This is a genomic window from Curtobacterium sp. MEB011 (assembly GCF_030209655.1).
In the GTDB taxonomy this organism is placed as follows: domain Bacteria; phylum Actinomycetota; class Actinomycetes; order Actinomycetales; family Microbacteriaceae; genus Curtobacterium; species Curtobacterium poinsettiae.
Genome location: NZ_JARVRN010000006.1, coordinates 155,943 through 182,170 on the forward strand (window position 1 = coordinate 155,943; position 26,228 = coordinate 182,170).

Below are 26,228 nucleotides of genomic sequence, written 5' to 3' on the forward strand. Positions count from 1 at the left end.
GAACAGCGGCGCACGCAACGCGCGCACTCCGCTCACACGCGGTTGAGCGCGTGCACCGCCTCGTCGTAGGACTCCTCGGCCAGGCGCACCCGGTCCCCCGCGAGCACCCCGTACCCGAACGTGCCCTCACCGCCACGCTCCGCGATCGCCGCGTTCGCCCGCAGGATGTCGAGGGCGTGCAGCGACCGCACTCGCTCCGTCAGCACGTCGGCGGCGGTGCCGATCCGCTTCCACAGCGCGTGCGGGAACGCGTCGTCGCCGAGCACGTCCATCGCCATCCGGGCCCGCATCGTCTCCTGCCACGCGGCCTCGGTGGTGCTCCGGTCGGCGGCCTCCCGCTCGGCGGCGGTGTCCGAGGTGTCGTCGGCCACGGCGGCCCGGACGAGCTCGCGCACGCGCGGCTTCACGTCGGCGCCGACGTCCTGGGCGACCTGCTTCGGCGAGCGGAGCGACCACGCGGTCGGCACCGGACGCTCGGCTGCGTCGTCGAGGGCGTCGAGCAGCTCGAGGAACGGCTCGCCGTGCAGGAACGCGACGACGTCGCGCACCGCCTGGTCGCGACGCTCACGGGTCGAGGCCAGGATCCGCTCACGGGTCAACGCGTCGACCAGGTCGTCCTGCGCCGGCGACGACGCCCGCGGCAGCCGGTCGATCAGGTACTCGGCCAGCGCCGCACGGGCGGTGACGCCCGCCAGGCCGTCCGCCGCCTCGGCGGCGCGGTCGACGGCCTCGCCGTCGCGGAACGCCGGGCGGTAGGCGCCCAGGATCGCGGCGATCTCGAGGGTGGTGTCGGCCGCTTGCCGGAGGTCGGCCGTGTCGCCGGAGCGGAGCCGGGCCTCCTGGCCGAGCAGCGCGATGCGCAGCTTGCGCACCCGCTTCGCCAGGATGCGTGCGGTCGTGCCCTTGGCCGGCTTCTCCTCGGTCTGGAGGCGCGGTGCCGGTGCTCCTGCCAGCCCGCGTGCCAGCTTGGACGCGACTGCGGCGGGGCCGGCGCCGACGGCCGCGAAGCGTCCGTCGAGGGCCGCGAACAGCTCGTGGGCGATCTGCGGGTCGACGCCGTCGACGGTCTCGACCTCGACCTCACGCCAGGTGCGCGGGGTCTCCGGGGCGTCGTCGTCGAGGCGCTGGGCGGTGACCTGGTCGTCGGCGAGCTCGGCGATCTGGTCGCCGTCCTCGTCGAGCAGTCGGGTGACGGTCCGGGTGGTGGTGATCCGGACGACCGGACGCAGCCCGCGGCCGCGACGCTCGGTGAAGAGTGCGGCGAGGACCTCGTCGGGCACCGAGTCGGCGTCGTCGGTCAGGGGGAACTGCTGCTCGTGGCGGACCGTGTCCGACTCGGAGCGCTTGATGTGCCAACCGGCGTCGGGGCCACCGGTGCGACGGCGGACCGTCACCCGCGCGGCCACCAGGTCGTACCGCTCGGTGTCCCAGTAGGTCGCGTCCAGTTCGAACGGCTCCTGGTGCTCGGTGCGGAGGATGCCGCCCGCGCCGACGAGGTCGGGGAGGGCACCGCCCTCGGGCAGGTCGTAGGTGCGCTCGATCTCGAGGTGCGTGTGGCTCACACGGTCTTGTCTACCAGGCACTGCGCGGATTCCCCGCACCCGGGGTTAGCCTGCAGGGATGAGCGACACGATCACCCGCGAGCAGTTCACGCCCGAAGCCGGCGGCGTCACGATGTTCACCACCACGTGGTGCGGCTACTGCGCCCGGCTGAAGAACCAGATGTCCAAGGCCGGGGTCCCCTTCACCGAGGTCGACATCGAGCAGACCCCCGGTACCGCGGAACTCGTCGCCGAGGTCAACGGCGGCAACCAGACCGTGCCGACGCTGGTGTTCCCCGACGGCACGACGGCGACGAACCCGTCCCTGGCCGAGGTGCAGTCCCGCATCTGAGCGGCGGCGCCTCGCAAGACACCGGCGTTCACGCTCCGAACACGCGCATGACGCGGTTCAGAGTGCAAACACCGGTGTTTTGCTGTCCGGACGCGCCTGTGCTAGCCGCCGAGCGCCTCGGTCAGCAGCGCGGCCATCGCGTCGAGCTGGATGTCGCCGGAGTCGACGACCGCTTCGTCCGAACCGTCGAGCGCACGGGCGGCCAGGGACGCCTTCGAGTCGATGAGCTCGGCGATCTTGGTGTCGATCGTCTGCGCGGCGATGATGCGCCACGCGGTGACGGGCTCTTCCTGTCCGATGCGGTGCACGCGGTCGATCGCCTGGGTCTGCTCGGCGCTCGTCCACGACAGCTCGGCGAGCACGACGTTCGACGACACCTGCAGGTTCAGGCCGACGCCGGCCGCGGTCAGCGAGCAGACGATGACGGCGACGTCGGGGTCGTTCACGAACGAGTCGATCTCGGCCGTGCGCTGCGTGGGGGTCTGGTCGCCGCGGATCGTGGCGGTGCGCAGCCCACGACGGGCGAACACCTCTTCCGCCTGGTCCATCACGTCGAGGTGCTTCGCGAAGAACACGACCTTGCCGACGTTCGAGGCGAGCTGCGCGGCGTAGTCGGCCGCGAGCTGGGCCTTGGCCCGGCCGATGCGGCGGACCATCGAGAACACGTTCTCGCCGGTCGACGAGGCGTCCTGGTCCTCGAGCTCCCAGCGCGCGACCTGGCGGACCAGCTTGTGGTCGATGCCGACGACCGGGTCCTGCCCGGTGCGGGCGTCGAGCGCCTGGTGGTACCGGCGGACCAGCTTCGCGGTGAGCTCGCGCTCGGCGTCGCGGATGGAGCGGCCCTCGTCGCCGTCGAGCTCGACGGGGATGTCGGCGATCCGGCGTGCGGGGATGTCCGCGGCGACGTCGACCTTGCGGCGTCGGACGATGCCCTGGTCGATGACGGCACGGCGGGCCTCGACGAAGAACCCGGGGTCGGCCGGCGTCAGGCCGATCTCCTCGAGCTCGTTCATGAGCTTGGCGCGCGGCTTCTTGTCGTCGATCCATCCGAGGTACTCCCAGATGGTGCGGAAGTCCTCGACCGAGTTGATGAGCGGGGTACCGGTCAGCGCCATGAGCAGCGGGGTGGCGGTGCGCTGCCGGATGCGCTCGGCGATCTGCAGCACGAACCGGGCGCGCTGCGAGTCCTTGTTCTTGATGAAGTGCGCCTCGTCGACGACCATCCCCTTGAACCCGAAGTTGCCGAGCCACCCGGCGTGCCGGTCGAGGATCTCGTAGTTCACGATGACGATGTCGGCGAACCCGTCGAGGTCGTTGCCGTCCCCGTGGATCACCGTGGCGCGGCGGTTCGGCACCCAGCGCTCGGCCTCACGTGCCCAGTTCGTCTTGACGACGTTCGGCACGACGACGAGCAGCGGGAACGCGTTCGCGGCGTCGGCGGCGAGCAGCGACTGCGCGGTCTTGCCGAGGCCGGGTTCGTCGGCGAGCAGGAAGGTACGGTGCCCCTGCGCTGCGGCGGTGATGAGCTCCGCCTGGTGCTTCATGAGCGTGGTGCCCGAGCGCGAGTGCAGCGTCGGGGGCTCCGGCAGCGGCATCGTCGCCGCTCCGCCGCCCGCGCCGTACTCGAACGACTTGAACAGCGGTCCGAACAGTTCCCAGTTCGCCAGGCGGCGCGGGTGCGCGACGGGCTGGTCGGCGAGGGCGAAGTCCGGCGGCATGAACGGGTTCGCGAGCTGGCGCTGGACGACGGACTGCGGCACGACGGCACGCACCGGGGTCTCGACCACCGCGGCGGGCTCGGACGCGATGACGAGGTCCTCCGGCTGGAGCTCGACGCCACCGGCGATCATCATGTCGCGCTTGACCGCGCGCGTCGCCTCGGGCACCTGCACCTCTTCGGCGAGGAGCTGGATGACGCTGGTGTCCCGCGCCGCCGTCTTCGCCAGGATCGTGGCCACGCCGTCGAGCCGCTTGAGCTGTTCGGCGCGCTGCGCGTCGGTGAGCTCCGTGTCGGCCTTCACCCGCGCGCGCTCTTCGCGCATCAGCAGGGCGACCGCCTGGAACTTCGTCCGGTTCGACGCCTTGAGTGGTCCGCGCTGCGCCGCGGCCTCGACCTCGCGCACAGCGCGGGCGAGGACGGGGATGACGCCGTCGTTGTCCAGCGGCCTGGTGCGACGTGACGCGGTCCGCGTCCCGCCGGCAGCACGCCGGGTGCCTGATCGAGCCAACGCTCCTCCTGTTCCGCCCACACGTCGGGGCGATCCGCCCGTGGGGCGGGAAGTCCTGCACCGGGGCCTGGCGCGGCTCCGGTTCGGCCGCGGGCCACCGTGGCCCACCGCATCGCCGGTCCCCGCATCGGGACGTCCGGTGGACTCCCGCGAGCCGTTCCACACGAGCACCTGCCGGGAGCAGGTTCGGACGGTCCGCGCCGGGATCCGGCGTCGTCACACGCACGTGGTGCCCCCTCGGGGCGCTCACGGCCCGGTCCCCGCGTCGATCAAGTGATCGACGGCTGCGTCCGGAATCGACGCGGCACGCGGGAACACGGTGCGTGCGCGCTCAGTTTACTCCCGGACCACCGACGGAGGCGACCGCCGCGTTGCCCGCGCGCGTCGCGACGGCGGACGGGAGGCCCGTTGCGGGCCCGACCCGCGCCTCCCGTCCGTCCTGCAGTCGCCTCCAAACCGCCGAAGCGACGGGGCTGCGAGCCGTCAGGCCTGCGGTGCGGACCGCGGGCGGGTCGATGCGCCGGTCGGGAGGCTCGGGGCCGCGTCCGCCAGGGCGGCCTGCGTCGCGGCGAGGAGCTGCTGGGCGGTCTGGATCCCGTTGGCGGAACCGGTGGTCGCCTGGCCGCCGGCGTGGGCGAGCAGCTGCGCGCCGATGGCGGGCCCGATGCGGTCGGTCTCGCGCGGGTTGCGCGCGACCCAGTCGCGGGCGATCGCGTCCGCGAGGCGCTCGGCGGCGGCGCCGCGCTCCGCGTCACCTCGGGACCGGTGCCACAGCCCGGTCACCACGAGGTGGGCGACGACGGCTCCGACGTCACGGACCGGGAACCCCCAGCCCGCGGTGTCGATGTCGAGCAGGCCCGAGATGCGCCACGGCTCGTCCTCGTCGACGAACACCTGCTCCAGGTGCAGGTCGCCGTGCACGACCTGCTTGGTCGAGCTCGACCAACCGATGGAACGGCGGCCGATGGCGTCGTACAGGCGGTCGATCTCCTCGGCGTCGCGCGGCAGGGCGGCGATGAGCGTGCGACGGTGCCAGTCGGCGTGGTCCATCGCGTCGGCACGGGCCTGCTGGGTCATCGGCACGGTGGCGACGCGGCCGCTCAACGCCGCGAGCGACGCCACGAAGCGCGGGTCGTCGGCGATGTCGAGGATGCGGCTGCCGGCCGGCACGCCGCGGATGCGCTCGAGCACGAGCAGGCCGTCGCCACGGCTGGACAGCACGCGCGGCACCGGCAGACCGGCAGCGACGAACTGCTCGTGCGACTGCACGATCGGCGCGACCCGGTGCGGACGGACGATCTTCAGGAACAGGGTGCGCTCGGGGGCGTCGACGCGCACCACCGCACGTTTGCCGGGCCGGTACGCGGCGACGGTGAGCACCGGGTCGGTGACGGGCATGCCGAGGGTGGTCAGCAGCTCGGCGACGGCATCGCGGTAGGTGACCTGCGGCAGCACCGGCAGGCCTGGGTCGTTCGGGTACGCCCAGACCGACACCGGTTCGCCCGTCCCCGGGTCCGTGACGATGGCGCTGTTCTGGTCGTGGGTGCCGCCGGTGTCGACGTAGGTCAGGACCGTGGCGCGCTGGCCGTTGCGGTCCAGTGTGTCGACCTCGTAGCCGTACAGGTAGCCGTTGCCCGACGGTTCGACGGAGTGCGCCCGAGCGGCCACCACGGAGGTCCCGGAGCCGGCGAAGGCCTGCGGGATGACGCGCTCATGGTTGGGCCACACGACATCAGTCAACCGCGTCGCACGGGTTTCGTCGCGTTCGTGCACGGCTCGGCGCGCGGCCGGTGGCTACCGTGGTCGGTGTGAACCCGGTCGCGCGTCTCCGCAGCTCCAGTCGCACGCCGTTCCTGCAGGTCGTGAAGACCGCCGTCGCGGTGGTGGCCGCCGTGCTCCTCTGCCGTCTGGTGATCCAGGGGCCGTTCCCCACCTTCGCGGCCATCGCGGCCCTGCTCGTGGTGCAGCCGAGCATCAACCAGTCGTTCGTGAAGGGGCTCGAGCGGAGCGCGGGCGTCGTCATCGGCGTCGTGCTGGCCACCGGGTTCCACCTGCTGCTCGGCGACGGCGTGTTCGTGGTGCTGCTCGTCATCGTGCTCGCGATCCTGATCGCGTGGGCGCTCCGGCTCACGCCGACCTCGGCCACCCAGGTGGGGATCAGCGGGATGCTCGTGCTCACCGCCGGGGTCGTGACGCCGAACTACTCCGCCGACCGGATCCTCGAGACCGTGATCGGTGCGATCGTCGCCCTGGTCGTGAACGCGCTCATCGTGCCGCCCGTCCTGCTCGAGCCGGCGCACCTCGCCGTCGCCCGGCTCGCCCGCGACACCGCGGTGGCGTTCGAGCGGATCGCGATCGGCCTGACCGAGGGGTGGGACCGCGCACGCTGGGACGAGGCCCTCGTCGCGGCCCGGGCCCTCCGGCAGCAGCACGCCAAGGCCGAGGCGTCCCTGGGGTCGGCCCGCGAGTCCCTGACGATGAACCCGCGCAGCGGCCGGCACCGGACGATCCTCGACCGCGACGTGGTGGTCACCGACCACCTGCGCATCCTGGTGACCCGGGTCACCGGCATGACCCGGGCGATCCGCGACAACACCGCCCCGGACCTGCGGGACGATCCGGTGGTGCACGGCATCGCGACCGAGGTGGCGCGGATCGGGGCGGACGTGCGGGCGCTCAGTGCGCGGGTCGAGTCGACGCGGCTCGACCCGGCACCCGGGGCCGGTGGGGCGGACGCTGCTGCGCTCGGACCGGACGCCGAGCCGTGGGCGGAGGCCTCGGAGCCGGCACTCACCGCGCCACTCGAGGTGGTGCGTCCGAACTCCCGGCACTGGGTGCTCATCGGGGCGCTGCTCGAGGACATCCGACGGGTGCGCGGGGAACTGCTCGGCGAGGACGACTAGGCGCGTCGCGTTCGCGCGGTGCCGGGTCTGCTCAGCGTGCCGCGCAGGCGTTGTGCCGGGTCCACCTCAGCGTGCCGCGCAGGCGTTGTGCCGGGTCCACCTCAGCGTGCCGCGCAGGCCGCCTCCGACGCCGTCCGCACCACGTCGGACCAGATCACCTCGGTCGGCACGACGTCGGTCGCACCGGGGACCCCGGTGTCGGCGTACCGGTTGATCTCGGCGACGACGACCTCGATGCCGACCTCGCGTGCGGCACGGCTCGCCACGTCCGGCACCGCCGTCCGCAGCTCTGCGACCACGCGATCGCGCGGTACGTCCTCCAGCTGTGCGAGCGTGCCGATCCCCTTCCACGCGGCGTCCAGTTCGGCGCGCAGGCGCACGATTGCCGGGTGGTCGATCGAGTCGTTCATGATCCCCCAGTGCGGGCGGCGCATCGGGTCGCGCTGTCCGCTGCCGGAGCCTAGCAACGAAGCAAGCGACGCTCACGTCCCTAGAACGTGGGACAGACCGTTCCGCCCTGTCCTGTGACGAGATTCAGCGAGTTCGGCCTGAGAACGGCCCTCGGCGACGGTTCGATGCCACGATGGGTCCGAGGAGGTCCACTATGCGGCTGTTGGTGGTCGAGGACGACGACGAGATGCGGGCCCTGATGGAGCGCGGACTCGCGGCCGAGGGGTACCGCGTGACGGCGGTCGAGAACGGTGTCGAGGCGCTCATCGCGCTCGGCGAGCAGGCGTTCGACCTTGCGGTCGTGGACGTGATGATGCCCGGCATGTCCGGCTTCGAGCTCGCCCGGCGGATCCGTGAGCGCGAGGACCCCGTGCGGATCCTGCTCGTGACGGCGCGCGACGCCGTGGATGACCGTGTGTTCGGGCTCGACGCCGGTGCGGACGACTACCTCACCAAGCCCTTCGCCTTCGCCGAGCTCACCGCTCGGCTGCGTGCGCTCGGCCGTCGTGAGTCCGCCGGGGCTCCCCGCACGATCGAGGTCGGCGACGTCTCCATCGACTCCGAGGCACGCCGCATCTCGATCAAGGGCCAGCGCGTCGCCGTGAGCCCCACGGAGTTCGCCCTGCTCCGCCTGCTCGCCCGGTCCGCCGGCAGTGTCGTCGACCGCCCGAAGATCCTCGAAGAGGTCTGGGACGGTTCGCAGCACGTCGACCCGAACGTGGTCGAGCAGTACATCTCGTACCTCCGCAAGAAGCTCACCGCGCACGAGGCCACCGTCGCCATCGCCACGGTCCGCGGTCGCGGGTACCGCCTGGATCTGCTCGGGGCGTGAGCGGGGCCGACGACGCCCCACGATCGGACCACCGACGCGGTGGTCCGATCCGGCCGCTGGGTCTGCTGTCGCTGCGTGCCCGGATCACGATCGGTTCGACGGCGATCGCGGCGATCGTGATCCTGCTGCTCGTCCTGGTGATGCGGTTCCAGGTGGTGAGCGTCGTCGCGAGTGCGACCCGCACGCTGCTCGACGCCGATGCCGACCCCTACGTCGCCACGCTCGAGGTCGACAGCGACCCCGACCTGTCGTCACCGGGCAACGCGCAGCTCGTCGCCGTCGTGTCCCCGTCCGGCGAGATCGTGCTCTCGACGATGCCGGACCGCGTCGAGCAGGCGCTCGGCAGTCTGCGGTCCACCCCTGCCGGCACCTCGATCATCACGGCATCCGGCTCGGAGTACCGCGTCGTCGTGGAGCACCCCGTCAACGAGGCCGGCCGGTGGACGGTCGTCGCCGCCCGTAACTCGCAGGCCGAGGCCATCGTCGTCGACGACCTCACGACGACCCTGTCGTTGACCGGCCTGGCGATCCTGCTCGCCTTCGGCGTGGCGTCCTGGGTGCTCGCGACCACCGCGTTGCGTCCGGTGAACCGGATGCGCCGCGAGGCCGAACGGCTCTCCGTCGCCCCGGAGCGCGCCGAACTGCCGGTGGGCCCCGCCCGGGACGAGCTGGCATCCCTGGCGACGACGCTCAACGCCTTCCTGGCCCGGACCCGGCAGGCGACCGAGCGTGAACGCCAGATGGTGTCGGACGCCAGCCACGAGCTCCGGACGCCCCTGGCCATCCTGACGACCCAGCTCGACCTCGCCTCGCTCGACGGCAACGACGCCGCCGCCCTCGCCGCCCACATCGAACGCGCCAAGCACAGCGTCGCGCGGTTGTCCCGGCTCGCCAACGACCTGCTCGCACTGTCGCGGATCGAGGAGTCTGAGCAACGTGAACAGGACGGCGACCGACGGCCGGAGACCGCCTGGTCGGACCTCGGCGACGAGGTGATGGCAGCGGTCGACCGCGTCCGGCTCATCGCGTCGGCGAAGGACGTCACCGTCGACTTCGACCTGGAGCCGCCGGTCGCCGTCGGCGGGTCCGGCCCGGGCATCGGCGGCGGCACCGTGGAACCGCGCTACCGGATCGACACGGGTGGGATGGCCCAGCTCGTCACGAACATCGCGGGCAACGCCGTGGCCGCACTCCCCCGCGGTGGCGGCATCTTCGTGTCCTGGCGGAGCACCGGCGGCCAGGGCGTGCTGCAGATCACCGACGACGGCCCCGGTGTACCCGAGTCGTTCATCCCCGTGGCCTTCGACCGGTTCACGCGTCCGGACGAGGCACGGACGTCCCGCCCGAACCCCGACCCCTCCACGGGCGCCGGCGCCCTGCCGGGCGGCTCCGGTCTGGGACTCGCGATCGTCCGCGCGGTGGCGGAACGCGCCGGGGGCACGGCGTCGCTCCGCAACGTGCCCGCCGGTGGGCTCGAGGTCACGATCACCCTGCCCGAGGTGCGCTGAGCTCGACCGATCACCGGCGCAGGACCGCTCACTGGAAGTCGCGCGACCGGGTGCGGACGGACAGCGACAGGTGCTCGATGCGGTCCGCCACCAGGTTGACCACGCCGTCGGGTGACCGCTCGAGGATGCCCCGGACGATCACCGCCGGGGACTCCCGCGCCACCCGGCGGTAGCGCCCCCACACCCCGACGCTGCAGATGACGTTGACCAGCCCGGTCTCGTCCTCGACGTTCAGGAACGTGATGCCGGACGCGGTCGCCGGACGCTGCCGGTGCGTCACGATCCCGCCGACCTCGACCCGTCGTCCGGTCTCGGCGGTCGCGGTGTCCTGCACGCTGAGCACCCGGCGGGCTGCGAGCCGGTCGCGCACGTGCCGGACGGGGTGGTCGTCGGTCGTCATGCCCGTCGACCACATGTCCGCGATGAGCACGTCCCCGCTCGTCATCTGACCGAACAACGGCGGCTGCACGAACACCTGCGTGTCCGGCAGCTGGTCCGGACGCTCGGCCGCGGCCTGCGCAGCCGACCACATCGCACCGCGGCGGTCGATGTCGAACGGGGCGAAGGCGTCGGCGGCAGCGAGGGCCTCGAGCTGCGGCGTCGTGAGTCCGACCCGGCGGGCCAGGTCCGACATGTCGCGGAAGGGGCCGTTGGCGTCCCGCTCGGCGACGATCTTCTCGGCGCTCTTCCGGCTGAGCGACGCGACCTCGGCGAGCCCGAGCCGCACGGCGAAGGCACCGTCGCGACGGTGGCTCGCGGTGTCGTCGGGGAGCGCCTTGTCGAACGGCAGTACCGGGGGCTGCTCGGCAGCCAGGCAGGCGTCGGCACCGACCGGGGCGTCCCCGTCCGGCAGCGGTTCGAGCGTGGCGTCCACCCCGGACCGCAGGATGTCCGGTCGCAGCACGCGGACACCGTGCCGCCGGGCGTCGGCGACCAGGGTCTGCGGTGAGTAGAACCCCATCGGCTGCGCCCGGAGCAGCGCTGCCAGGAACGCCCCCGGGTAGTGCAGCCGCATCCACGCGCTCGCGTAGACGATGAGGGCGAAGCTGATCGAGTGGCTCTCCGCGAAGCCGAAGTTCGCGAAGGCCTGGATCTTCGCGTAGATCGCGTCGGCGTCGGCGCCGTGGATGCCGTTGTCCGCCATCCCCGCGTAGAGCTTGTCCCGCAGCCGGTCGATCTTCTCGTGTCCGCGCTTCGACCCCATCGCCCGCCGCAGCAGGTCGGCGTCGTCCCCGGAGCAGTTGCCGACCGCGATCGCCATCTGCATGAGTTGTTCCTGGAACAGCGGGACCCCGAGGGTGCGTTCGAGCACGGGTTCGAGCGCCGGGTGCATGTAGGTGATCGGTTCCTCGCCGGTGCGCCGTCGGATGTACGGGTGCACTGCGCCGCCCTGGATCGGCCCGGGGCGGACGAGTGCGACCTCGATCACCAGGTCGTAGAACCGCCGTGGGAGCAGTCGGGGCAGGGTGCCCATCTGCGCGCGGGACTCCACCTGGAACACCCCGATCGTGTCCGCGCGGCAGAGCTGGTCGTAGACACCCTGTTCCTCCTTCGGGATGGAGTGCATCTCCCAGCGCTCACCGCAGTGCTCTGCCGCCAGGTCGAACGAGTACTGCAACGCGGCGAGCATGCCGAGCCCGAGCATGTCGAACTTCACGAGCCCCATGTAGGCGCAGTCGTCCTTGTCCCACTGCAGCACGGTGCGGCCGTCCATCCGGGCGTGTTCGATCGGCACGACCTCGCCCACCGGGCGGTCGGTCAGCACCATGCCGCCGGAGTGGATGCCGAGGTGCCGCGGGAACCCGAGGACGTCGCTCGCGAGTCCGACGACCGCCGGTGGGATGTCGTGGTCCTGGCTCTCGGTCACCGAACCCCACCGTTCGACCTGCTTCGACCAGGCGTCCTGCTGTCCGGGGCTGTGGCCGAGCGCCTTCGCCATGTCGCGCACCGCGCCCTTGGGCCGGTAGGTGATCACGTTCGCGACCTGGGCGGCGTTGTGCCGGCCGTACTTGGCGTAGACGTACTGGATCACCTCTTCGCGGCGGTCCGAGTCGAAGTCGACGTCGATGTCGGGCTCCTCGTCGCGCATCGCCGACAGGAACCGCTCGAACGGCAGCCCGTAGCGGATCGAGTCCACCGCGGTGATCTCGAGCAGGTAGCAGACCGCCGAGTTCGCCGCCGAACCCCGCCCCTGACAGAGGATGCCCCGGCCGCGGGCGTACTGCACCATGTCGCGCACGATCAGGAAGTACCCGGGGAAGTTCTTCTCCTCGATCACGGACAGCTCGCGTTCGATGCGCTCCCGCTTGCGGGGCTCGACGCCGTCGGCGCTGCCCGGGTAGAACCGCCGGGCACCGGTCCAGGTGAGCTCGCGCAGCCACGACATCGCGGTGTGTCCGTCCGGGACGTCGAGGTCGGGCAGCCCGGGCTTGACCGTCTTCAGCCGGAACCCGAGTTCGTCGGCGAGCTCCACGGTCCGTTCGACCGCGCCGGGGTAGCGCCCGAACCGTCTGGCCATCTCGGCGCCGGAGCGCAGGTGGGCGGTGTCGGCTGCGGGCAGCCAGCCGTCGATCTCGTCGAGGCTGCGGCGGGCACGGACCGCCGCGAGCGCGGTGGCCACCGGGAACCGGTCCGGGGTGGCGTAGTGCACGTTGCCGGTGGCGACCAGGGGCAGTGCGTGCTTCGTGGCCAGGGCGGCCAGGGCGTCGTTGCGGGCGCTGTCGAGCGGGTCGCCGTGGTCGAGCAGCTCCACCACGACGTTGCGGCTGCCGAACCGGTCGAGCAGCACCCGGAGCGCGGTGTGGGCGGCGGATTCCCCACCCTGCTCGAGGGCCTGCCGCACGGTGCCCTTCCGGCACCCGGTCAGGACACGCCAGTGGCCGTCCGCGCGTGCGGCGAGGTCGTCGAGGTCGTACTGCGGGCTGCCCTTCTCGGATCCGGCGGCCAGGTGCGCGCTCGTGACCGCGCCGGCCAAGCGGTGGTAGCCGTCCTGCCCGTCGGCGAGCAGGAGCAGGTGCGAGCCCTCGGGGTCGGGCACACCGTTCTGCGGTTCGGTCAGCCCCAGGGACAGCTCGGTGCCGAAGACGGTGCCCACCTGCGGGTAGGACTCGGCGACCTCGGCCATCCGGGCTGCCCCGTAGAAGCCGTCGTGGTCGGTGAGCGCGAGGGCGTGCAGCCGGAGCCGGGCGGCTTCTTCGAACAGGTGCTCGGGCTGACTGGCGCCGTCGAGGAAGCTGAAGGCCGAGTGCGCGTGCAGTTCGGCGTACGGCACGACCGGGCCGCCGTCGGTGTCGATCGGCGACGGGACGTACGGCTCGCGCTTCCGCGACCACGCCGGGCTGTCGCCGCCGTCGCCGTCGTGCGCGGTGCCCGGGCTCCGTTTGTCGGACAGCGCGCGCTCGAACTGCGACCACGGGACGGGTGGGTTGCTGTAGCCCATCAGGACACGCTCCTGTTGGTGGTGGTGGGGGTCGGGGTCACGTCGCGATCGCCTCCGCCCACCAGCGGTGGTCCGCGAGCATCAGGTACCAGGCACGCCCCTCGGCGTCGACGAGCTGCAGCCGGTGCAGGCGTCGGCCGCCGGACTCCCACCACCGGACGACGAGTGGCCACGGACCCGCCCAGGCCGTCACGGCAGAGAAGCCGCCGCCCCGGTCGCCCTCGGCACGGAACCGTTCGGGAGCGCCGGACAGCACGCCGCGCTCGTCGACGTCGACGCTCGCACCACCGGCAGCGACCACGTCGACCGGTCGGGGGCGCTCGAGCACGGTGGCGGGCGGCGGACCGGGGAGCTTGCCGGGCCACGGACGGTCGCGGACGGTCGCCAGGGCGCGCTCACCACCCGCGGGTGCGTCGCCCCACGGCACGAGCACCACGCGCTCGGACAGGGTGCGGCCACCGCCGACGCGCGGACTCACCACACCGTCGTGGCCGACCATGCCCTGGATCCGGGCGAGGCCGTGGTGCACGCGCTCGTCCGGGCCGGAGCCCCACAGCCCGCGCTCGTGGTTCGCCATGTCGTCGACGGCGACCGGCTCGAGCACGACCGAGGTGACCGGTGCCTCGAGCCCGCTGGGGTCCACCCCGCCGGCGAGCTGCCACCGCACCCGGTCGACCACGTCGGCGGCGTCGAACCAGCGCGGGTGTGCCCAGGTCCGTTCGAGCAGGATGTCACGCTCGTCGACGATCCCCACCCGGATGGTCGTCGCCACGAGCCCCGCGGCCCGGAGTCGCTCGGCGAAGTCGTCGGCGGAGCGTCGGAACGCGAACGCGATCTGGTCGGCACGGTCCAGCGGGGGTTCGAACGACGCCTCGACCCGGAGTTCCGGTGGGATCTCCCGCGCCGCGATCTCGCGCGGGTCTCGGCCCGCGGCCAACCGGTGCAGGAACGCTCCGGCCACACCGAAGCGGTCGCGGACCTGCTCGTCGCCGAGTGCCGCGAAGTCGCCGAGCGTGGTGATGCCGAGCCGGTCGAGCACCGTCGCGAGGTCGGGGTCGCCGAGCACGCCGAGCGGCAGGTGCGCGAGGAAGTCCGCCGATCCCCCGACGGGCACGAGCCGCACGCGTTCACCGGGACGCACCGGGCGCGCCCGGGCTGCCTGGTCCGCCGCGAACGGGGTGTCGGCCACCCCGGCCCGCACCGCGGGGGCGCCGTGGTCGGCCGCGATGCCGGCCAGGGTCGCCGCCGCCGCTCGCTCACCGCCGTAGTACCGGGCCGGCCCGCGGGCGCGGAGCGCGAGGGTGCCCGGCCGCAGCACCTCTACCCCGGGGACCGCTGCCTCGACCGCACGGATGACGGGCTCGAACGCGCGGTGGTCGAGGGCGTCGTCGTAGGGCTGCACGAGGAGCTCGGGGCACCGCGCCTGCGCCTCCCGCACGCGGAGTCCCCGCACGACGCCCTGTTCTCGCGCGGACGCCGAACTCGCGAACACGAGCCCCTTCGCGGTCAGGGCGAGGGGCTGCTCCGGCGGGGTCCCACCGGCCCGAGCAGCCGCGATGACCGGCCAGTCCGGGCACCAGAGCACGATGGTCCGGGTCGGGGGTGGTTCGGGCAGTGCTGCCCCACGGGTGATCGCGTCGGTCCGGACGCGCCCCGGGGCGATCACGACGCCACCGCCACGGGCCGCAGCACACGGGTGTCCCCGGAGCCCACCGTCGGCACGGGCGTCGCGGCCCGGACCGCGCCGTCGGCCGCGGGCAGGAGGAGCTCTGCGGTCGCCGGACGCACCGCACCGGCACGCCCGGTCGCGGTCACGGTGGCCCGGCGCTCCGTCAGGTGGCCGTGGCCCTGTCCGATGCCGCTCCACGTCGACGACGTGACCCGCAGCGTGACGTCCGCTCCGGGCCAGGACCCGAGCGCGACGAGCGCCCCACCACGCTGTCGCAGTCGGGCCGAGAGCCGTGCCACGTCGCCCGGCACGACCCGGCCGAGCGGTCGGGTGAGGACGATCTGCGCGACGTCGGCCATCGCCGCCGTCACGGCGAGCCACTGGTCGCCCGGATCGGGGACGAGCACGAGCCGCTCCAGGTCGATCCCCGCGGCTGCGGCGGCTTCGATCCCGAAGGACGGCACCCCGACGACCGCGCACCACGCGCCGGCCGCCGAGGCCGCCTGCAGCATCGTGATCGCGAGCAGCACCGACTCGGGGACGGCGTAGGTGCCACCGACCCGGATCGCGCCGCCGGGCAGCAGGGGTTCGAGCGCCGGGGCGGTGGGGAGCCCGGCGGTGTCGACCCGGGTGGACTCCATGTCGGCCACCCGGGACCGCAGGGACGTGATGCGGTCGAGCGCGGCCCGCGCGTCGCCCAGGTGATCGGACCCGCGACGCACACCGCCACCGGCCGCACCGCCGCCGCGTGCAGCACCGCTCCGCCCGCCCCGGTCCGGGGTGGGCGACCGGAGTGCCGCCGCCGTCTGCATGCCCTCATATTCGAACATGTGTTCGATGATGTCAATCGCGTCCGACATCTGTGGACAGTCCGTGTCGAACACGTGTTCGAAACGCGGCAGGTCACCAGCCGACGGCCGCCCCCACTGCACCGAGCACCGACCGCGTCTTCGTCTCGACCTCGTCCGCCTCGTCCGCTGCCACCGAGGACCACGTCACCGCTCCCCCGGCTCCCAGCGTCCGGGAACGCACCGCCCCCGACGCGTCGAGCACGGTCACGAGGCTACGGATCGCCACCGACAGATCGACCGCCCCACTGGCCGAGAAGTACCCGATCGCGCCGGAGTACACCCCGCGCGGCGCCCCCTCGAGCCGGTCCGCGATCGCCGTGGCGCTGCGCTTCGGCGCACCCGTCATCGACCCCGGTGGGAACGCCGCGTGCACCACGTCGGCCCGTGACGCCCCCGGCGGCAGCACCGCCCCGATCGTCGACACCAGCTGGTGCACGCTGGCGTACGTCTCGACCTCGCACAACCGCTCGACGTGCACCGACCCGGGCACCGCCGTCCGCAGCAGGTCGTTCCGCAGCAGGTCGACGATCATCACGTTCTCGGCGCGGTCCTTCGGACTCGTCGCCAGGTCGTCCCGCGCAGCCGCGTCCGCCGCCGCGTCGGCGAGTCGCCGTCGGGTGCCCTTGATCGGCTCCGCGAGCACCGCTCCGGCCGCGTCGATCCGCAGGAACCGTTCCGGCGACCGGCTCGCCACGCGCAGCGGGCCGAGCCGCAGGTACGCGCCGAACGGCACGGGGTCCGACGCCCGCATCCGCAGGTACTCGTCCAGGTGCGGGTCCGTACCGGGGCCGCCACGGGCCTCCTGGCCGACCGCGAAGGCGGTGGTGAGGCAGACCTGGAACGCGTTCCCCTCGCGGATCTCCGCACGGCACACGTCGACCGCCTGCTCGTAGGCGGCGCGCGACACGCGTCCGGTCGCCGCGGACACCCCGGCCGGGAGGCCCGTGGCCGCGTCGCCGACATCGGCCGACGGCATGCGGGCGGTCGCGTCCTCGAGCCACGCACGGTTGTGCGCACTGGCCTCCGGTTCGGCGTCGGCGACGAGCGCCAGCGCCCACGCGTCACCGGTGTGGTCGACGACGAGGGCACGGTCGACGAACCGCAGGTCCGCGTCGGCGTGCCCGTCGGCGGTGCGGTCCGGGCCGTCGGACTCGCGGCCGAGCTCGTACCCGAGGAACCCGACCCACCCGAGCGCGAACCCGCACCCGACGACCGGCTCGGGCAGACGGGGCGTGCGTCGGAGCAGGTCCGCGAGCACCGCGAAGGCAGGACGGCCCTCGGAACGAACCCGCCCGAACCACCCCTCGGCGGGCGCGGCGACCGTCAGGTGCGCACGGCGGCCCTGGTGTCGGAACCGAGCGGCGAACGGCCCGTCCGTCCAGGCCAGCACGGACCAGCGCGCCCGGGGCCGGGCCGTGGCGGGGGCACCGTCCGGCAGCCCGGAGTCGAGCCACACCAGGTCCCCCGAGACCCGCGCCGCCAGGGCCGCCAGGTCGGGGACGGGGTCGAGTCGGCGGACCTCGACGCGGACGCCGGGGTCGGGACCGGTCAGACCGCGGCGATCGTCCATGCGGCGGTGTGCGAGGCACCGGGGACGAGCACCACGAGGCCGCGGTCCTCGCCGTCGTTGAAGGCGTCGGGCGCGCAGGTCATCGGCTCGACGGCGAGACCCGCGCGGTGGTACTCGGGCACGACGTGGTCGGCGGTGTGCACCTGGGCCCATCCGCACTCCGGCCCGAAGGTCGCACGGACCCCGTGACCGTCCGCCGCCGTGACGGCGATCGTGGCGAGTCCGCCGGCGTCGCGGTCGAACCCGGTGAAGGCGTGGTCGATGAACCGGTCGCCGATCAGCGTGGGCGTGCGCAGGTCGAACTCGTCGTGGACGGGGACCAGGTCGGTCGGGATGAGCCGGTCCGGCGTCACCTCGAGCACCTGGGCGGCGGGGAGCGTCAGGGTCCAGTCGTCGACGGTGCCGGCACCCGCCACGAGGTACGGGTGCGGGCCGGTGCCCCACGGCGCGGCCTGGGCCCCGGTGTTCGTCCCGGTGATCGTCGTGTGCAGCCCCTCGGCGTCGAGCCGGTACTCCACGGTGACCTCGACGCGGTACGGGTAGCCTTCCTGCGCCTGCACGGTCGTGGCGAGCACGACCCGGTCGTCCGCCTGCTCCTGCACCCGGAAGTCGGTCCACGCGACGAGTCCGTGCAGGGCGTGGTGCCGTGCCGGCTCGGTGAGGGCCAGCTCGTGGTCGACGCCGCCGAAGGAGTACTCGCCGTCGACGATCCGGTTCGGCCACGGAGCCAGGACGGCGCCGCGGAAGACCGGACGGACCTGGTCGGCGTCGAACGGCACGACCAGGTCACGACCCTCGTGCCGCAGCGTCCGCAGCGTCGCTCCGACCGTGGCGATGTCGGCCGTGTAGCCGGCGGAGGCGATCGTCAGTGGGGACCCGGACAGCGGCGCGTCGTTGCTCATGCGCTCAGCGTATCGGGCCACCGGGTGGCGATCGGCGCACGAGAAAACCCCCGCCGTTCCGAGGAACGACGGGGGTTTCGGGTGGATCTGAGGGGACTCGAACCCCTGACCCCCTGCATGCCATGCAGGTGCGCTACCAGCTGCGCCACAGACCCAGATCGTGTTGCTTCTGCACCAACCGGTTCCCCGGAGGCACCATAGAAGCGTACACCATGCGAACGCCGGGCAACGAAATCGAAGCCGCCACCCGGGCGCGTCGCTGATCAGGCGGTGTGGTCCACCGGGAGCTCGAGCGGGATGGTCGGGCAGTCGGCCCAGAGACGCTCGAGCGAGTAGTACTGGCGGTCTTCGTCGTGGAAGACGTGCACGATGACGTCGCCGAAGTCGATGAGGACCCAGCGGCCCTCGGCACGGCCTTCGCGGCGGAGCGTCTTGGCACCGAGCTCGAGGAGGCGCTCCTCGACGGCATCGGCGATGGACTGCACGTTGCGCTCGTTCCGACCGGTTGCGAGCAGGAACACGTCCGTGAGCTGCAACGGCCCGGTCACGTCGAGAGCGACGAGGTCCTCGGCCTGCTTGGCGTCAGCCGCGAGTGCTGCGGCCTGCGCGAGTTCCAGTGCGCGAGTGGAGGCGGTCACGGATTCCTTCCGGTCGTCGAACCGACGGACAGCCGGTTCGCTTGATGGGTCACGATCATAAGCCACCCCGCCGACAGCGGCCAGGCCGGGGTCGGCGGGGTGGTGGAGAACGGTCGTCGGGGACGGCAGCGGTCAGCCGCCGAACGCATGGGTGGTGACGAGGGCGACGACGATGACCGCCGCTGCGGCGATGCCGACCGAGCCGAGCGCGACACCGAGGATGAGCGGCGTTCGCGACTCCTTCGGCTTGGCGGCGGCGAGCACGACCTGACGGGTCGAGGTGTGACTGGACACCGCACGGCTCGCCCGCACCGGACTGGCGTCGGTCTCGGGCTGCTCGTCCTGCTGCTCGAGCAGGCGGTCGACCTCGGCCCCGTCGATCGGACGGTGCGACCCGGTCGACGACAGCGACGCCGGCAGGTCGATCGATCCGGTGAGGATCACCTCGCCCGTCGCGTTGAGGGCACCCGTCGGGTCGGCCAGGGCCGAGTTCGGCAGGATGATCGCGTTGGTGTTCGTCACGGCGACGCGGCGGGTGCCGGTCTCGGCGTCGTGCACCTCGGAGTCGTTCGAGTCGTGCGCCTGCTGCGACCAGTGGCCGGCGGGCGGCGCGAAGGCCGTGGTCACCGGCTTCGGCTCGGTGGGCCGCTGGAACGCGGCGGTGGCCTTCGGGGCCTCGGTCACGGCGCCGGGCAGCGGGACCTCGTTCGTGTCGTCGTCCTCGGCGTCGAGCGACAGCGGGAACACCGCGGGGGTCGCTGCTGCGGCGTTCGTCGGGATCGGGACGGGCGTGACGGCGGGCCGCGACCCGGGCGCGGTGTCGGCCGACCCGGCCGGAGCGTCGGCGGGCGTCTCGTCGGCCTGGGCATCGTCGGTCGCGTCGTCCGCCGGGGCGTCGAGGACCGACGCCTCGGGTGCGGTGGCGTCCGGGTCGGTGGCGTCCGAGTCGGTGGCGTCCGATTCGGTGGCGTCCGATTCGGTGCGGTCCGAGTGGGTGCCGTCCGAGTCGGAGTCGGCGGGCGGCGACCACGTCGAGCGGTGGCGGCGGGGCTCCTCGGCGTGCGCAGCGGCCTCGTCGAGGGCCTCGATCGCGTCCGGGGACCCGTCGGCCTCGGTGGCCTGCGCGACCGCGGCCTGGTCGAGGACCGTCGGCGCAGCGGACTGCTCGTCGCGCTCGGCCTCGGCATCCGGAGTGCCCTGCTGCGCCGCGGCGGGGTCGATCGTGTCGACCGAGCCGATGACGTCCTCGACGGTGCGGTCGGAGGACTGCGGCGTGGGGTTCTGCAGCGGGACCGGCAGGACCGCCTGGCGCTCGGCGGCGCGGAGCTGCCGGATCTGCCGACGGGTGAGTCCACCGCTGCCGGGGACGATCTCGGTCGCGGACGCCGGCGGGAACGGCGGCACACCGGCCGCGGGCGCCGACACCGGGACGGACGGCGCGGAGCCCGGGGCATCCTGCGCCGAACCCGGCGTGGACGACTGGGCAGGGCCGCCTGGTGCGGGGGCAACGTGCGACCCGGGGCGACGACGGGACTCGGGGGTCTCGGCCGCGGGCGTGGCGACGGTCGGGGGCGGCGTCGCGGGCTGCGAACCGGCCGCGGCGGCACGCTCCCGCTCGCGCGCCTGGCGCCGCGACAGGGGCGGCTGCGCGTCGGACGAACTCATGCAACGCTCCGATACAGATGGTGCTTGGAGATGTACTGGACGACACCGTCGGGAACCAAGTACCAGACGGGGGAACCCCGTCGAACCCGGTCACGGCAATCCGTCGACGATATGGCCAGTGCAGGGACCTCGAGCAAGCTTACGTCCCGCTCGGGCAATCCGGTGATGCTCAAGGCGTGTCCCGGACGCGTCACGGCGACGAAGTGTGCCAGGTCCCAGAGTCCATCATGGTCTTTCCAGTCGACGATCTGCTGAACGGCGTCTGCGCCCGAGATGAAGACGAGCTGGGCATCCGGTCGTTGTTCGTGCAGGTCCTGCAGCGTGTCGACGGTGTACGTCGGCCCCGGACGGTCGATGTCCACGCGGCTGACGGTGAACATCGGGTTCGACGCGGTGGCGATGACGGTCATCAGGTACCGGTGCTCGGCGTCGGTGACGTCGGACTTCATGTACGGCTGCCCGGTGGGGACGAAGACGACCTCGTCGAGGTCGAACGCCCGCGCCACCTCGGACGCCGCGACCAGGTGCCCGTGGTGGATGGGGTCGAACGTGCCACCCATCACGCCGATGCGTGGCCGTCCGGTGGTCTCGAGCATCGAGTGGTCGGTCAGATCTTGGTGTGACCGAACTCGTCGACACCCGACTCGTTGTGGCGGGTGGCCTCGAACTTCTGGGAGTGACGGTACGCCACGTCGCGGAAGCTCCAGGTCACGAAGCCGAGGAAGATGAAGAAGAGGGCGCCGACCATGGGGAACACGAACGCGGGCGCCCCGGAGGCGTGCTCAGCAGCTTCTGCGAGGAGGGTCATCGTTCGTGCTCCGTTCGGTCGGGGAAAGACGCCGTTCAGTCTAGCCGCGGATCTGCCCGGAGCCGCGCACGATCCACTTCGTGCTCGTGAGCTCCGGCAGCCCCATCGGACCGCGCGCGTGCAGCTTCTGCGTCGAGATGCCGACCTCGGCCCCGAAGCCGAACGCACCGCCGTCGGTGAACCGAGTGGAGGCGTTCACCATCACCACCGCCGAGTCGACGCTCGCCAGGAACCGCTCGGCGGTGTCGACGTCGTTCGTGACGATCGACTCCGTGTGGTGCGTGGACCACCGGGCGATGTGCGCCATCGCCGCGTCGACGTCGGGCACGACGCGGATCGACAGGTCGAGGTCCATCGACTCGGTCGCCCAGTCGGCGTCGGTGGCTCGGAGCACCCCGGGCACGATCGCCCGGGTGGCGTCGTCGCCGCGCAGCGTGACGCCGGATGCCCGCAGCCGGTCCGCCAGCACCGGCAGGAGTCGCTCGGCCGCCGCCTCGTGCACCAGCAGGGTCTCGAGGGCGTTGCACACGCTCGGTCGCTGCACCTTGCTGTTCAGCACGATGTCGACCGCACGCTGCTCCGGCGCGGACGCGTCGAGGAACACGTGCACGACGCCTGCCCCGGTCTCGATGACGGGCACCTGCGACTCGGTGACGACGGTCTGGATGAGCGCGGCGCTCCCCCGTGGGATCAGCACGTCGACCAGCCCGCGGGCGCGCATGAGCTCGGTGGCGCCGGCGCGGCCGAACTCGTCGATGGTCTGCACCAGGTCGCGGGGCAGTCCGACCGACTCGACCGCGTCCTGGATCCGGGCGACGAGCACGGCGTTCGTGTGCTGGGCCGCCGATCCACCGCGGAGCACGACGGCGTTGCCCGACTTGAGTGCGAGCGAAGCGATGTCGACGGTGACGTTCGGGCGTGCCTCGTAGATGGCCCCGACGACACCGAACGGCACACGCACCTGGGTGAGCTGGAGCCCGTTCGGCAGCTGCGACCCGCGCACGTGCTCCCCCACGGGGTCGGTGAGCCCGACGACGTGCTCGACCGCGGCAGCCAGGGCCTCGATCCGGACCCGGTCGAGCCGCAGCCGGTCGAGCAGCCCCGACGACAGGCCGCCGTCCTCACCCGCGACGAGGTCGTCGTGGTTGGCGCGGACGATCTCGTCCGTCGCTGCACGCACCGCCGAGGCGATCGCCGCGAGGGCCGCGTCCTTGACCGCGGTCGTGGCGGTCGCGAGCGCCGACGAGGCGGCGCGTGCCGCCACGAGCTTGTCGGTCAGGGTCGGGGCGGGCGCGATCGACGACATGGACCGATTGTAGGTCCGCCACCCGGGTCGTGACGGGCGAGCCGGACGCTCGCCGCGCCTCCAGGCCCGGTCCGCCGTTCCTGTCGGTCACGACACGTCGTCCCCGCTCGCCGAGCGGTCGCAGACCGTCGCCCAGCGGCGACCGCAACGACGGTTCCCGACCACACGCCGGTGACCCGACGGGGAGTCGTGACCGCCCGGAGGCCCGCCACCGGTCCCGACACCCGCACCGGCCCTCCAGGCGGTCGCGTCCACCCCGTCGACTGCCTGGACCCGCAGGTCACGACACGTCGCGTCACGCCCGCCGAGCGGTCGCAGACCGTCGCTCCGCGACGCCCGCGCCGACGGTCCCCGACCAGTCAGCGCCGTCCCGACGGGGAGCCGTGACCGCCTGGAGGCCCGCCACCGGTCCCGGGACCCGCACCGGGCCTCCAGGCGGTCGCGTCCACCCCGCCGACCGGTCACGACACGTCGTCCCCCGCCCTCCGAGTGGTCACAGAACGTCGCCCAGCGGCGACCGAAGCGACGAGTCCCGACCACGCACCGGTGACCCGACAGAGAGTCGTGACCGCCCGGAGGCCCGCCACCGGTCCCGGGACCCGCACCGGCCCTCCAGGCGGTCGCGTCCACCCCGTCGACTGCCTGGACCCGCCGGTCACGACACGTCGCGTCACGCCCGCCGAGCGGTCGCAGACCGTCGCTCCGCGACGCCCGCGCCGACGGTCCCCGACCAGTCGGCGCCGTCACAACGGGGAGCCGTGACCAGTCGCTGCCAGTCGCGCGGCCCGGCCCGCCCTCAGCGGCGCGGCGCGGCGTGGAACCAGGTGCCGACGTGTTCGCCCGCCAGGGCGCGGTATACCAGCGCCGTGTCGGTCACAAGCACCGCGGTGCCCGCCTCGGCCGCGAGCCGCGCAGCGGCGACCTTGGTCCCCGCTCCCCCGGTACCGACGCCGGCCGTGCCGATCGACCCGAAGGTGACCCCGGCCAGCTCGTCGCCGAACGGCACCTCGTCGATGCGGGTCGCACCGGGCTGCTCCGGGGGTGCCGTGTAGAGCGCCTCGACATCGGAGAGCAGCACCAGGGCATCGGCACCGAGCAGCCGAGCCACCAGGGCCGCGAGCCGGTCGTTGTCGCCGAAGCGGATCTCGTGGGTAGCGACGGTGTCGTTCTCGTTCACGATCGGCAGCACTCGCAGCGCGAGCAACCGGTCGATGGCGCGCTGGGCGTTCACCCGGTGCGTGGGGTTCTGCAGGTCGCCCGCCGTGAGCAGGATCTGCGCCGCGACGACACCGTGCCGGTCGAGTTCCTTCTGGTACCGGAACATCAGGACGTTCTGCCCGGTGGCCGCCGCCGCCTGCTGCGTGGCCAGGTCGTCCGGCCGCCCCTGGAGCCCGAGGAACGGGAACCCGGTCGCGATCGCACCGGACGACACGAGCACCACCTCGGTGCCCCGCCCGTAAGCCGCCGCCAGGGCGTCCACCAGCGGGCCGATCTGCCCGGCGGCGTCACCGCTGACCGACGACGAGCCGACCTTGACCACGATCCGCCGCGCACGCGGGATGTCCTCGCGCCGGGTGACGGGTCCGAGGTCGGTACGGGCGGTCGTGTCGGTCATGCCGCGGTCAGTCCTTCTGGTCGCTGGTCTCGACCTGGTCGCCGTCGAACTGGTCGCCGGTGCCGAGCTGGTCACTGGTCACGACGTCGTCGTCCACCCAGAGCCCGGAGACGCGCTCCTGCTCGAGCTCGGCACGGGCGGCGGCCTTGGCGTCCATCCGCTCGAAGTACTCCTCGCGCCGCTCGTTGCGGGTCGGACGCGAGGTCGCACCGATGCGGGCGTCGGTGCCACGGGCACTCGTGATGAGCTCCGCGGTCGATGTGAGCGTGGGCTCCCAGTCGAACACCATGCCGCCGTCGCCACCGATGACGACCGTCGACCCGGCGACGGCTCCGGCCTTGAACAGACCGTCCTCGACGCCGAGCTTCGCGAGCCGGTCGGCCAGGTAGCCGATCGCCTCTTCGTTGGTGAAGTCGGTCTGCTGGACCCAGCGCTCCGGCTTGGCGCCGCGGACACGGTAGAAGCGGTGCTCCTCGCCGCCCTCGGCGCGCACGGTGAAGGGCTTCTCGTTGACCGAGCGGGGGCGCAGGACGATGCGCTCCGGCACCGGCTCGGCCGCACGGGCGGCGCGGGCCTGCTCGACCACGTCCGCCAGGGCGAACGTCAGCTCGCGGAGCCCCTTGCGGGACGCCGTGGAGATCGAGAAGACGCGGTAGCCGCGGCCCTCGAGCTCGGCGGTGACGAACTCTGCGAGTTCCTGCGCCTCGGGCACGTCGATCTTGTTCAGGGCGATGAGCTGCGGGCGCTCGAGCAGCGGCACCTGGCCCTCGGGGACCGGGTAGCGCTCGAGTTCGCCGAGGATGACGTCGAGGTCGCTGATCGGGTCGCGGCCCGGGTCGAGCGTGGCGCAGTCGATGACGTGGAGCAGCGCCTCGCACCGCTCGACGTGCCGCAGGAACTCCAGGCCGAGGCCCTTGCCCTCGGACGCGCCCTCGATCAGACCGGGGACGTCGGCGACGGTGAAGCGGGTGTCGCCGGACTCGACGACGCCCAGGTTCGGGGTGAGGGTGGTGAACGGGTAGTCCGCGATCTTCGGCTTGGCGGCCGAGACCGCCGCGATCAGCGAGGACTTGCCGGCGCTCGGGAACCCGACGAGGGCCACGTCGGCGATGGTCTTCAGCTCGAGACTGATGTCCCCCGCCCAGCCCTCGGTGCCGAGCAGCGCGAAGCCGGGGGCCTTGCGCTTCGTGGTGGAGAGCGCCGCGTTGCCGAGGCCGCCCTGTCCACCGGGGGCCACGACGACGCGCATGCCGGGCTCGGTGAGGTCGGCGATCACTTCGCCGGACTCGTCGTACACCACGGTGCCGACGGGCATCGGGAGCTCGAGGACCTCGCCGCTGACACCGCTGCGGTGATCGCCCATGCCGGGCTGGCCGTTCTTCGACGAGCGGTGCGGGGAGCGGTGGTAGCCGAGCAGCGTCGTCACCTGCGGGTCGGCCACGAGCACGATGTCGCCGCCGTCACCGCCGTTGCCGCCGTCGGGCCCGGCCAGGGGCTTGAACTTCTCACGGCGGACCGACACGCAGCCGTTGCCGCCGTGCCCCGCGCTGAGGTGCAGGGTCACGCGGTCGACGAAGGTCGCCATGGGTCCACTCCAGGTGTTTCGTTGTGCCGACGGGATCGTCGGCGGGAAAAGCGAAGGAGGGGCGGGCACTCGGCCCGCCCCTCCAGCTGCAGTCGTTCGAACGACTACGCGTTGACGATGTTGATGACCTTGCGGCCACCCTTGGTGCCGAACTCGACCGAACCGGACGAGAGGGCGAACAGCGTGTCGTCGCCACCACGGCCGACGTTGGCGCCGGGGTGGAAGTGGGTGCCGCGCTGGCGGACGATGATCTCGCCGGCGTTGACGACCTCGCCACCGAAGCGCTTCACGCCGAGGCGCTGTGCGTTCGAGTCACGACCGTTGCGAGTGGAACTCGCACCCTTCTTGTGTGCCATGAGTTGACTC

21 protein-coding genes and 1 tRNA gene are annotated in these 26,228 nt (G+C 72.8%); 4 read left to right on the forward strand and 18 right to left on the reverse strand.

Annotated features, from left to right (window positions below; genetic code table 11):
* Positions 1-32 precede the first annotated feature (32 nt).
* On the reverse strand, positions 33-1,562 hold the full coding sequence (locus tag QRN30_RS08025) for a CYTH domain-containing protein (protein ID WP_284760831.1): 1,530 nt from the start codon (positions 1,560-1,562) through the stop codon (positions 33-35).
* Between the two features lie 58 nt (positions 1,563-1,620).
* Here QRN30_RS08025 and QRN30_RS08030 point away from each other — a divergent pair, with 58 nt between their 5' ends.
* On the forward strand, positions 1,621-1,893 hold the full coding sequence (locus QRN30_RS08030; protein WP_027464730.1) for a mycoredoxin: 273 nt from the start codon (positions 1,621-1,623) through the stop codon (positions 1,891-1,893).
* Positions 1,894-1,994: 101 nt separating this feature from the next.
* Here the strand turns inward: QRN30_RS08030 and QRN30_RS08035 are convergent, their stop codons facing one another.
* Together QRN30_RS08035 and QRN30_RS08040 are read right to left on the reverse strand one after the other, a co-directional pair.
* Positions 1,995-4,121 carry a DEAD/DEAH box helicase gene (locus QRN30_RS08035; RefSeq protein ID WP_042538474.1) on the reverse strand — a complete coding sequence of 709 codons (2,127 nt, stop codon included), beginning with the start codon at positions 4,119-4,121 and terminating at the stop codon, positions 1,995-1,997.
* A 483-nt stretch (positions 4,122-4,604) separates the two neighbouring features.
* Entirely contained in the window at positions 4,605-5,849 is a 1,245-nt protein-coding gene (locus QRN30_RS08040; RefSeq protein WP_159557735.1) for a phosphotransferase enzyme family protein, read from the reverse strand.
* A gap of 80 nt (positions 5,850-5,929) precedes the next feature.
* On the opposite strand from QRN30_RS08040, the gene QRN30_RS08045 reads away from it, so the two are divergent.
* Positions 5,930-7,024 carry an FUSC family protein gene (locus tag QRN30_RS08045; protein ID WP_082046881.1) on the forward strand — a complete coding sequence of 365 codons (1,095 nt, stop codon included), beginning with the start codon at positions 5,930-5,932 and terminating at the stop codon, positions 7,022-7,024.
* 101 nt (positions 7,025-7,125) lie between these two features.
* On the opposite strand, the gene QRN30_RS08050 is transcribed toward QRN30_RS08045, so the two are convergent.
* Positions 7,126-7,458 carry a hypothetical protein gene (locus QRN30_RS08050; protein WP_214584630.1) on the reverse strand — a complete coding sequence of 111 codons (333 nt, stop codon included), beginning with the start codon at positions 7,456-7,458 and terminating at the stop codon, positions 7,126-7,128.
* 170 nt (positions 7,459-7,628) lie between these two features.
* Here QRN30_RS08050 and QRN30_RS08055 point away from each other — a divergent pair, with 170 nt between their 5' ends.
* Positions 7,629-8,306, forward strand: a complete 678-nt coding sequence (locus tag QRN30_RS08055) for a response regulator transcription factor (protein WP_017885962.1) — start codon at positions 7,629-7,631, stop codon at positions 8,304-8,306.
* Positions 8,303-9,814 carry a sensor histidine kinase gene (locus tag QRN30_RS08060; RefSeq protein ID WP_214584631.1) on the forward strand — a complete coding sequence of 504 codons (1,512 nt, stop codon included), beginning with the start codon at positions 8,303-8,305 and terminating at the stop codon, positions 9,812-9,814. Before QRN30_RS08055 ends, QRN30_RS08060 begins: the two co-directional genes overlap by 4 nt.
* A gap of 28 nt (positions 9,815-9,842) precedes the next feature.
* Here the strand turns inward: QRN30_RS08060 and QRN30_RS08065 are convergent, their stop codons facing one another.
* From QRN30_RS08065 to rpmA, 14 genes are all read right to left on the reverse strand, one after another.
* The gene (locus tag QRN30_RS08065; protein WP_214584632.1) at positions 9,843-13,253 is read right to left on the reverse strand and encodes an error-prone DNA polymerase; all 3,411 of its coding nucleotides are present in this window, start codon (positions 13,251-13,253) and stop codon (positions 9,843-9,845) included.
* A 37-nt stretch (positions 13,254-13,290) separates the two neighbouring features.
* Complete coding sequence (locus QRN30_RS08070; RefSeq protein WP_284760834.1) at positions 13,291-14,919, reverse strand: DNA polymerase Y family protein; 1,629 nt, start codon at positions 14,917-14,919, stop codon at positions 13,291-13,293.
* Positions 14,916-15,752, reverse strand: coding sequence for a DnaE2-dependent mutagenesis accessory factor ImuA' (gene imuA', locus QRN30_RS08075; RefSeq protein ID WP_228501128.1), 837 nt, complete (start codon positions 15,750-15,752; stop codon positions 14,916-14,918). The genes QRN30_RS08070 and imuA' overlap by 4 nt, the downstream gene beginning before the upstream one ends.
* Positions 15,753-15,825: 73 nt before the next feature.
* A complete protein-coding gene (locus QRN30_RS08080) occupies positions 15,826-17,343 on the reverse strand; it encodes an anthranilate synthase component I family protein (protein WP_284760837.1) in 1,518 nt (505 codons plus the stop codon).
* Positions 17,322-18,245, reverse strand: coding sequence for an aldose 1-epimerase family protein (locus tag QRN30_RS08085; protein ID WP_214584634.1), 924 nt, complete (start codon positions 18,243-18,245; stop codon positions 17,322-17,324). The genes QRN30_RS08080 and QRN30_RS08085 overlap by 22 nt, the downstream gene beginning before the upstream one ends.
* 82 nt (positions 18,246-18,327) lie before the next feature.
* Positions 18,328-18,400, reverse strand: a tRNA-Ala gene (locus tag QRN30_RS08090).
* Positions 18,401-18,508: 108 nt separating this feature from the next.
* Entirely contained in the window at positions 18,509-18,883 is a 375-nt protein-coding gene (gene rsfS / locus QRN30_RS08095; protein WP_017885969.1) for a ribosome silencing factor, read from the reverse strand.
* A 132-nt stretch (positions 18,884-19,015) separates the two neighbouring features.
* On the reverse strand, positions 19,016-20,548 hold the full coding sequence (locus tag QRN30_RS08100) for a hypothetical protein (protein ID WP_284760838.1): 1,533 nt from the start codon (positions 20,546-20,548) through the stop codon (positions 19,016-19,018).
* Entirely contained in the window at positions 20,545-21,144 is a 600-nt protein-coding gene (gene nadD, locus QRN30_RS08105) for a nicotinate-nucleotide adenylyltransferase (RefSeq protein WP_082046874.1), read from the reverse strand. The genes QRN30_RS08100 and nadD overlap by 4 nt, the downstream gene beginning before the upstream one ends.
* Before the next feature lie 11 nt (positions 21,145-21,155).
* Positions 21,156-21,356, reverse strand: a complete 201-nt coding sequence (locus QRN30_RS08110) for a hypothetical protein (RefSeq protein WP_017885971.1) — start codon at positions 21,354-21,356, stop codon at positions 21,156-21,158.
* 40 nt (positions 21,357-21,396) lie between these two features.
* Positions 21,397-22,662: a glutamate-5-semialdehyde dehydrogenase gene (locus tag QRN30_RS08115; protein ID WP_140449220.1), complete on the reverse strand. Its 1,266-nt coding sequence runs from the start codon at positions 22,660-22,662 to the stop codon at positions 21,397-21,399.
* Between the two features lie 796 nt (positions 22,663-23,458).
* Entirely contained in the window at positions 23,459-24,277 is an 819-nt protein-coding gene (gene proB / locus QRN30_RS08120; protein ID WP_017885974.1) for a glutamate 5-kinase, read from the reverse strand.
* A 7-nt stretch (positions 24,278-24,284) separates the two neighbouring features.
* Positions 24,285-25,862, reverse strand: a complete 1,578-nt coding sequence (gene obgE, locus QRN30_RS08125; protein WP_214563446.1) for a GTPase ObgE — start codon at positions 25,860-25,862, stop codon at positions 24,285-24,287.
* Between the two features lie 104 nt (positions 25,863-25,966).
* Complete coding sequence (rpmA, locus tag QRN30_RS08130; RefSeq protein ID WP_017885976.1) at positions 25,967-26,218, reverse strand: 50S ribosomal protein L27; 252 nt, start codon at positions 26,216-26,218, stop codon at positions 25,967-25,969.
* Between the last annotated feature and the right edge of the window lie 10 nt (positions 26,219-26,228).

What these genes read in the sequence shown, in the direction of transcription:
- QRN30_RS08065 (WP_214584632.1), bottom strand. Translation starts at nt 13,253, where the DNA reads ATGGGCTACAGCAACCCACCCGTCCCGTGGTCGCAGTTCGAGCGCGCG.
- obgE (WP_214563446.1), bottom strand. Translation starts at nt 25,862, where the DNA reads ATGGCGACCTTCGTCGACCGCGTGACCCTGCACCTCAGCGCGGGGCAC.
- QRN30_RS08110 (WP_017885971.1), bottom strand. Translation starts at nt 21,356, where the DNA reads ATGACCCTCCTCGCAGAAGCTGCTGAGCACGCCTCCGGGGCGCCCGCG.
- QRN30_RS08080 (WP_284760837.1), bottom strand. Translation starts at nt 17,343, where the DNA reads ATGGACGATCGCCGCGGTCTGACCGGTCCCGACCCCGGCGTCCGCGTC.
- QRN30_RS08055 (WP_017885962.1), top strand. Translation starts at nt 7,629, where the DNA reads ATGCGGCTGTTGGTGGTCGAGGACGACGACGAGATGCGGGCCCTGATG.
- QRN30_RS08115 (WP_140449220.1), bottom strand. Translation starts at nt 22,662, where the DNA reads ATGTCGTCGATCGCGCCCGCCCCGACCCTGACCGACAAGCTCGTGGCG.
- proB (WP_017885974.1), bottom strand. Translation starts at nt 24,277, where the DNA reads ATGACCGACACGACCGCCCGTACCGACCTCGGACCCGTCACCCGGCGC.
- nadD (WP_082046874.1), bottom strand. Translation starts at nt 21,144, where the DNA reads ATGCTCGAGACCACCGGACGGCCACGCATCGGCGTGATGGGTGGCACG.
- rpmA (WP_017885976.1), bottom strand. Translation starts at nt 26,218, where the DNA reads ATGGCACACAAGAAGGGTGCGAGTTCCACTCGCAACGGTCGTGACTCG.
- QRN30_RS08030 (WP_027464730.1), top strand. Translation starts at nt 1,621, where the DNA reads ATGAGCGACACGATCACCCGCGAGCAGTTCACGCCCGAAGCCGGCGGC.
- QRN30_RS08100 (WP_284760838.1), bottom strand. Translation starts at nt 20,548, where the DNA reads ATGAGTTCGTCCGACGCGCAGCCGCCCCTGTCGCGGCGCCAGGCGCGC.
- imuA' (WP_228501128.1), bottom strand. Translation starts at nt 15,752, where the DNA reads ATGTTCGAATATGAGGGCATGCAGACGGCGGCGGCACTCCGGTCGCCC.
- QRN30_RS08050 (WP_214584630.1), bottom strand. Translation starts at nt 7,458, where the DNA reads ATGCGCCGCCCGCACTGGGGGATCATGAACGACTCGATCGACCACCCG.
- QRN30_RS08085 (WP_214584634.1), bottom strand. Translation starts at nt 18,245, where the DNA reads ATGAGCAACGACGCGCCGCTGTCCGGGTCCCCACTGACGATCGCCTCC.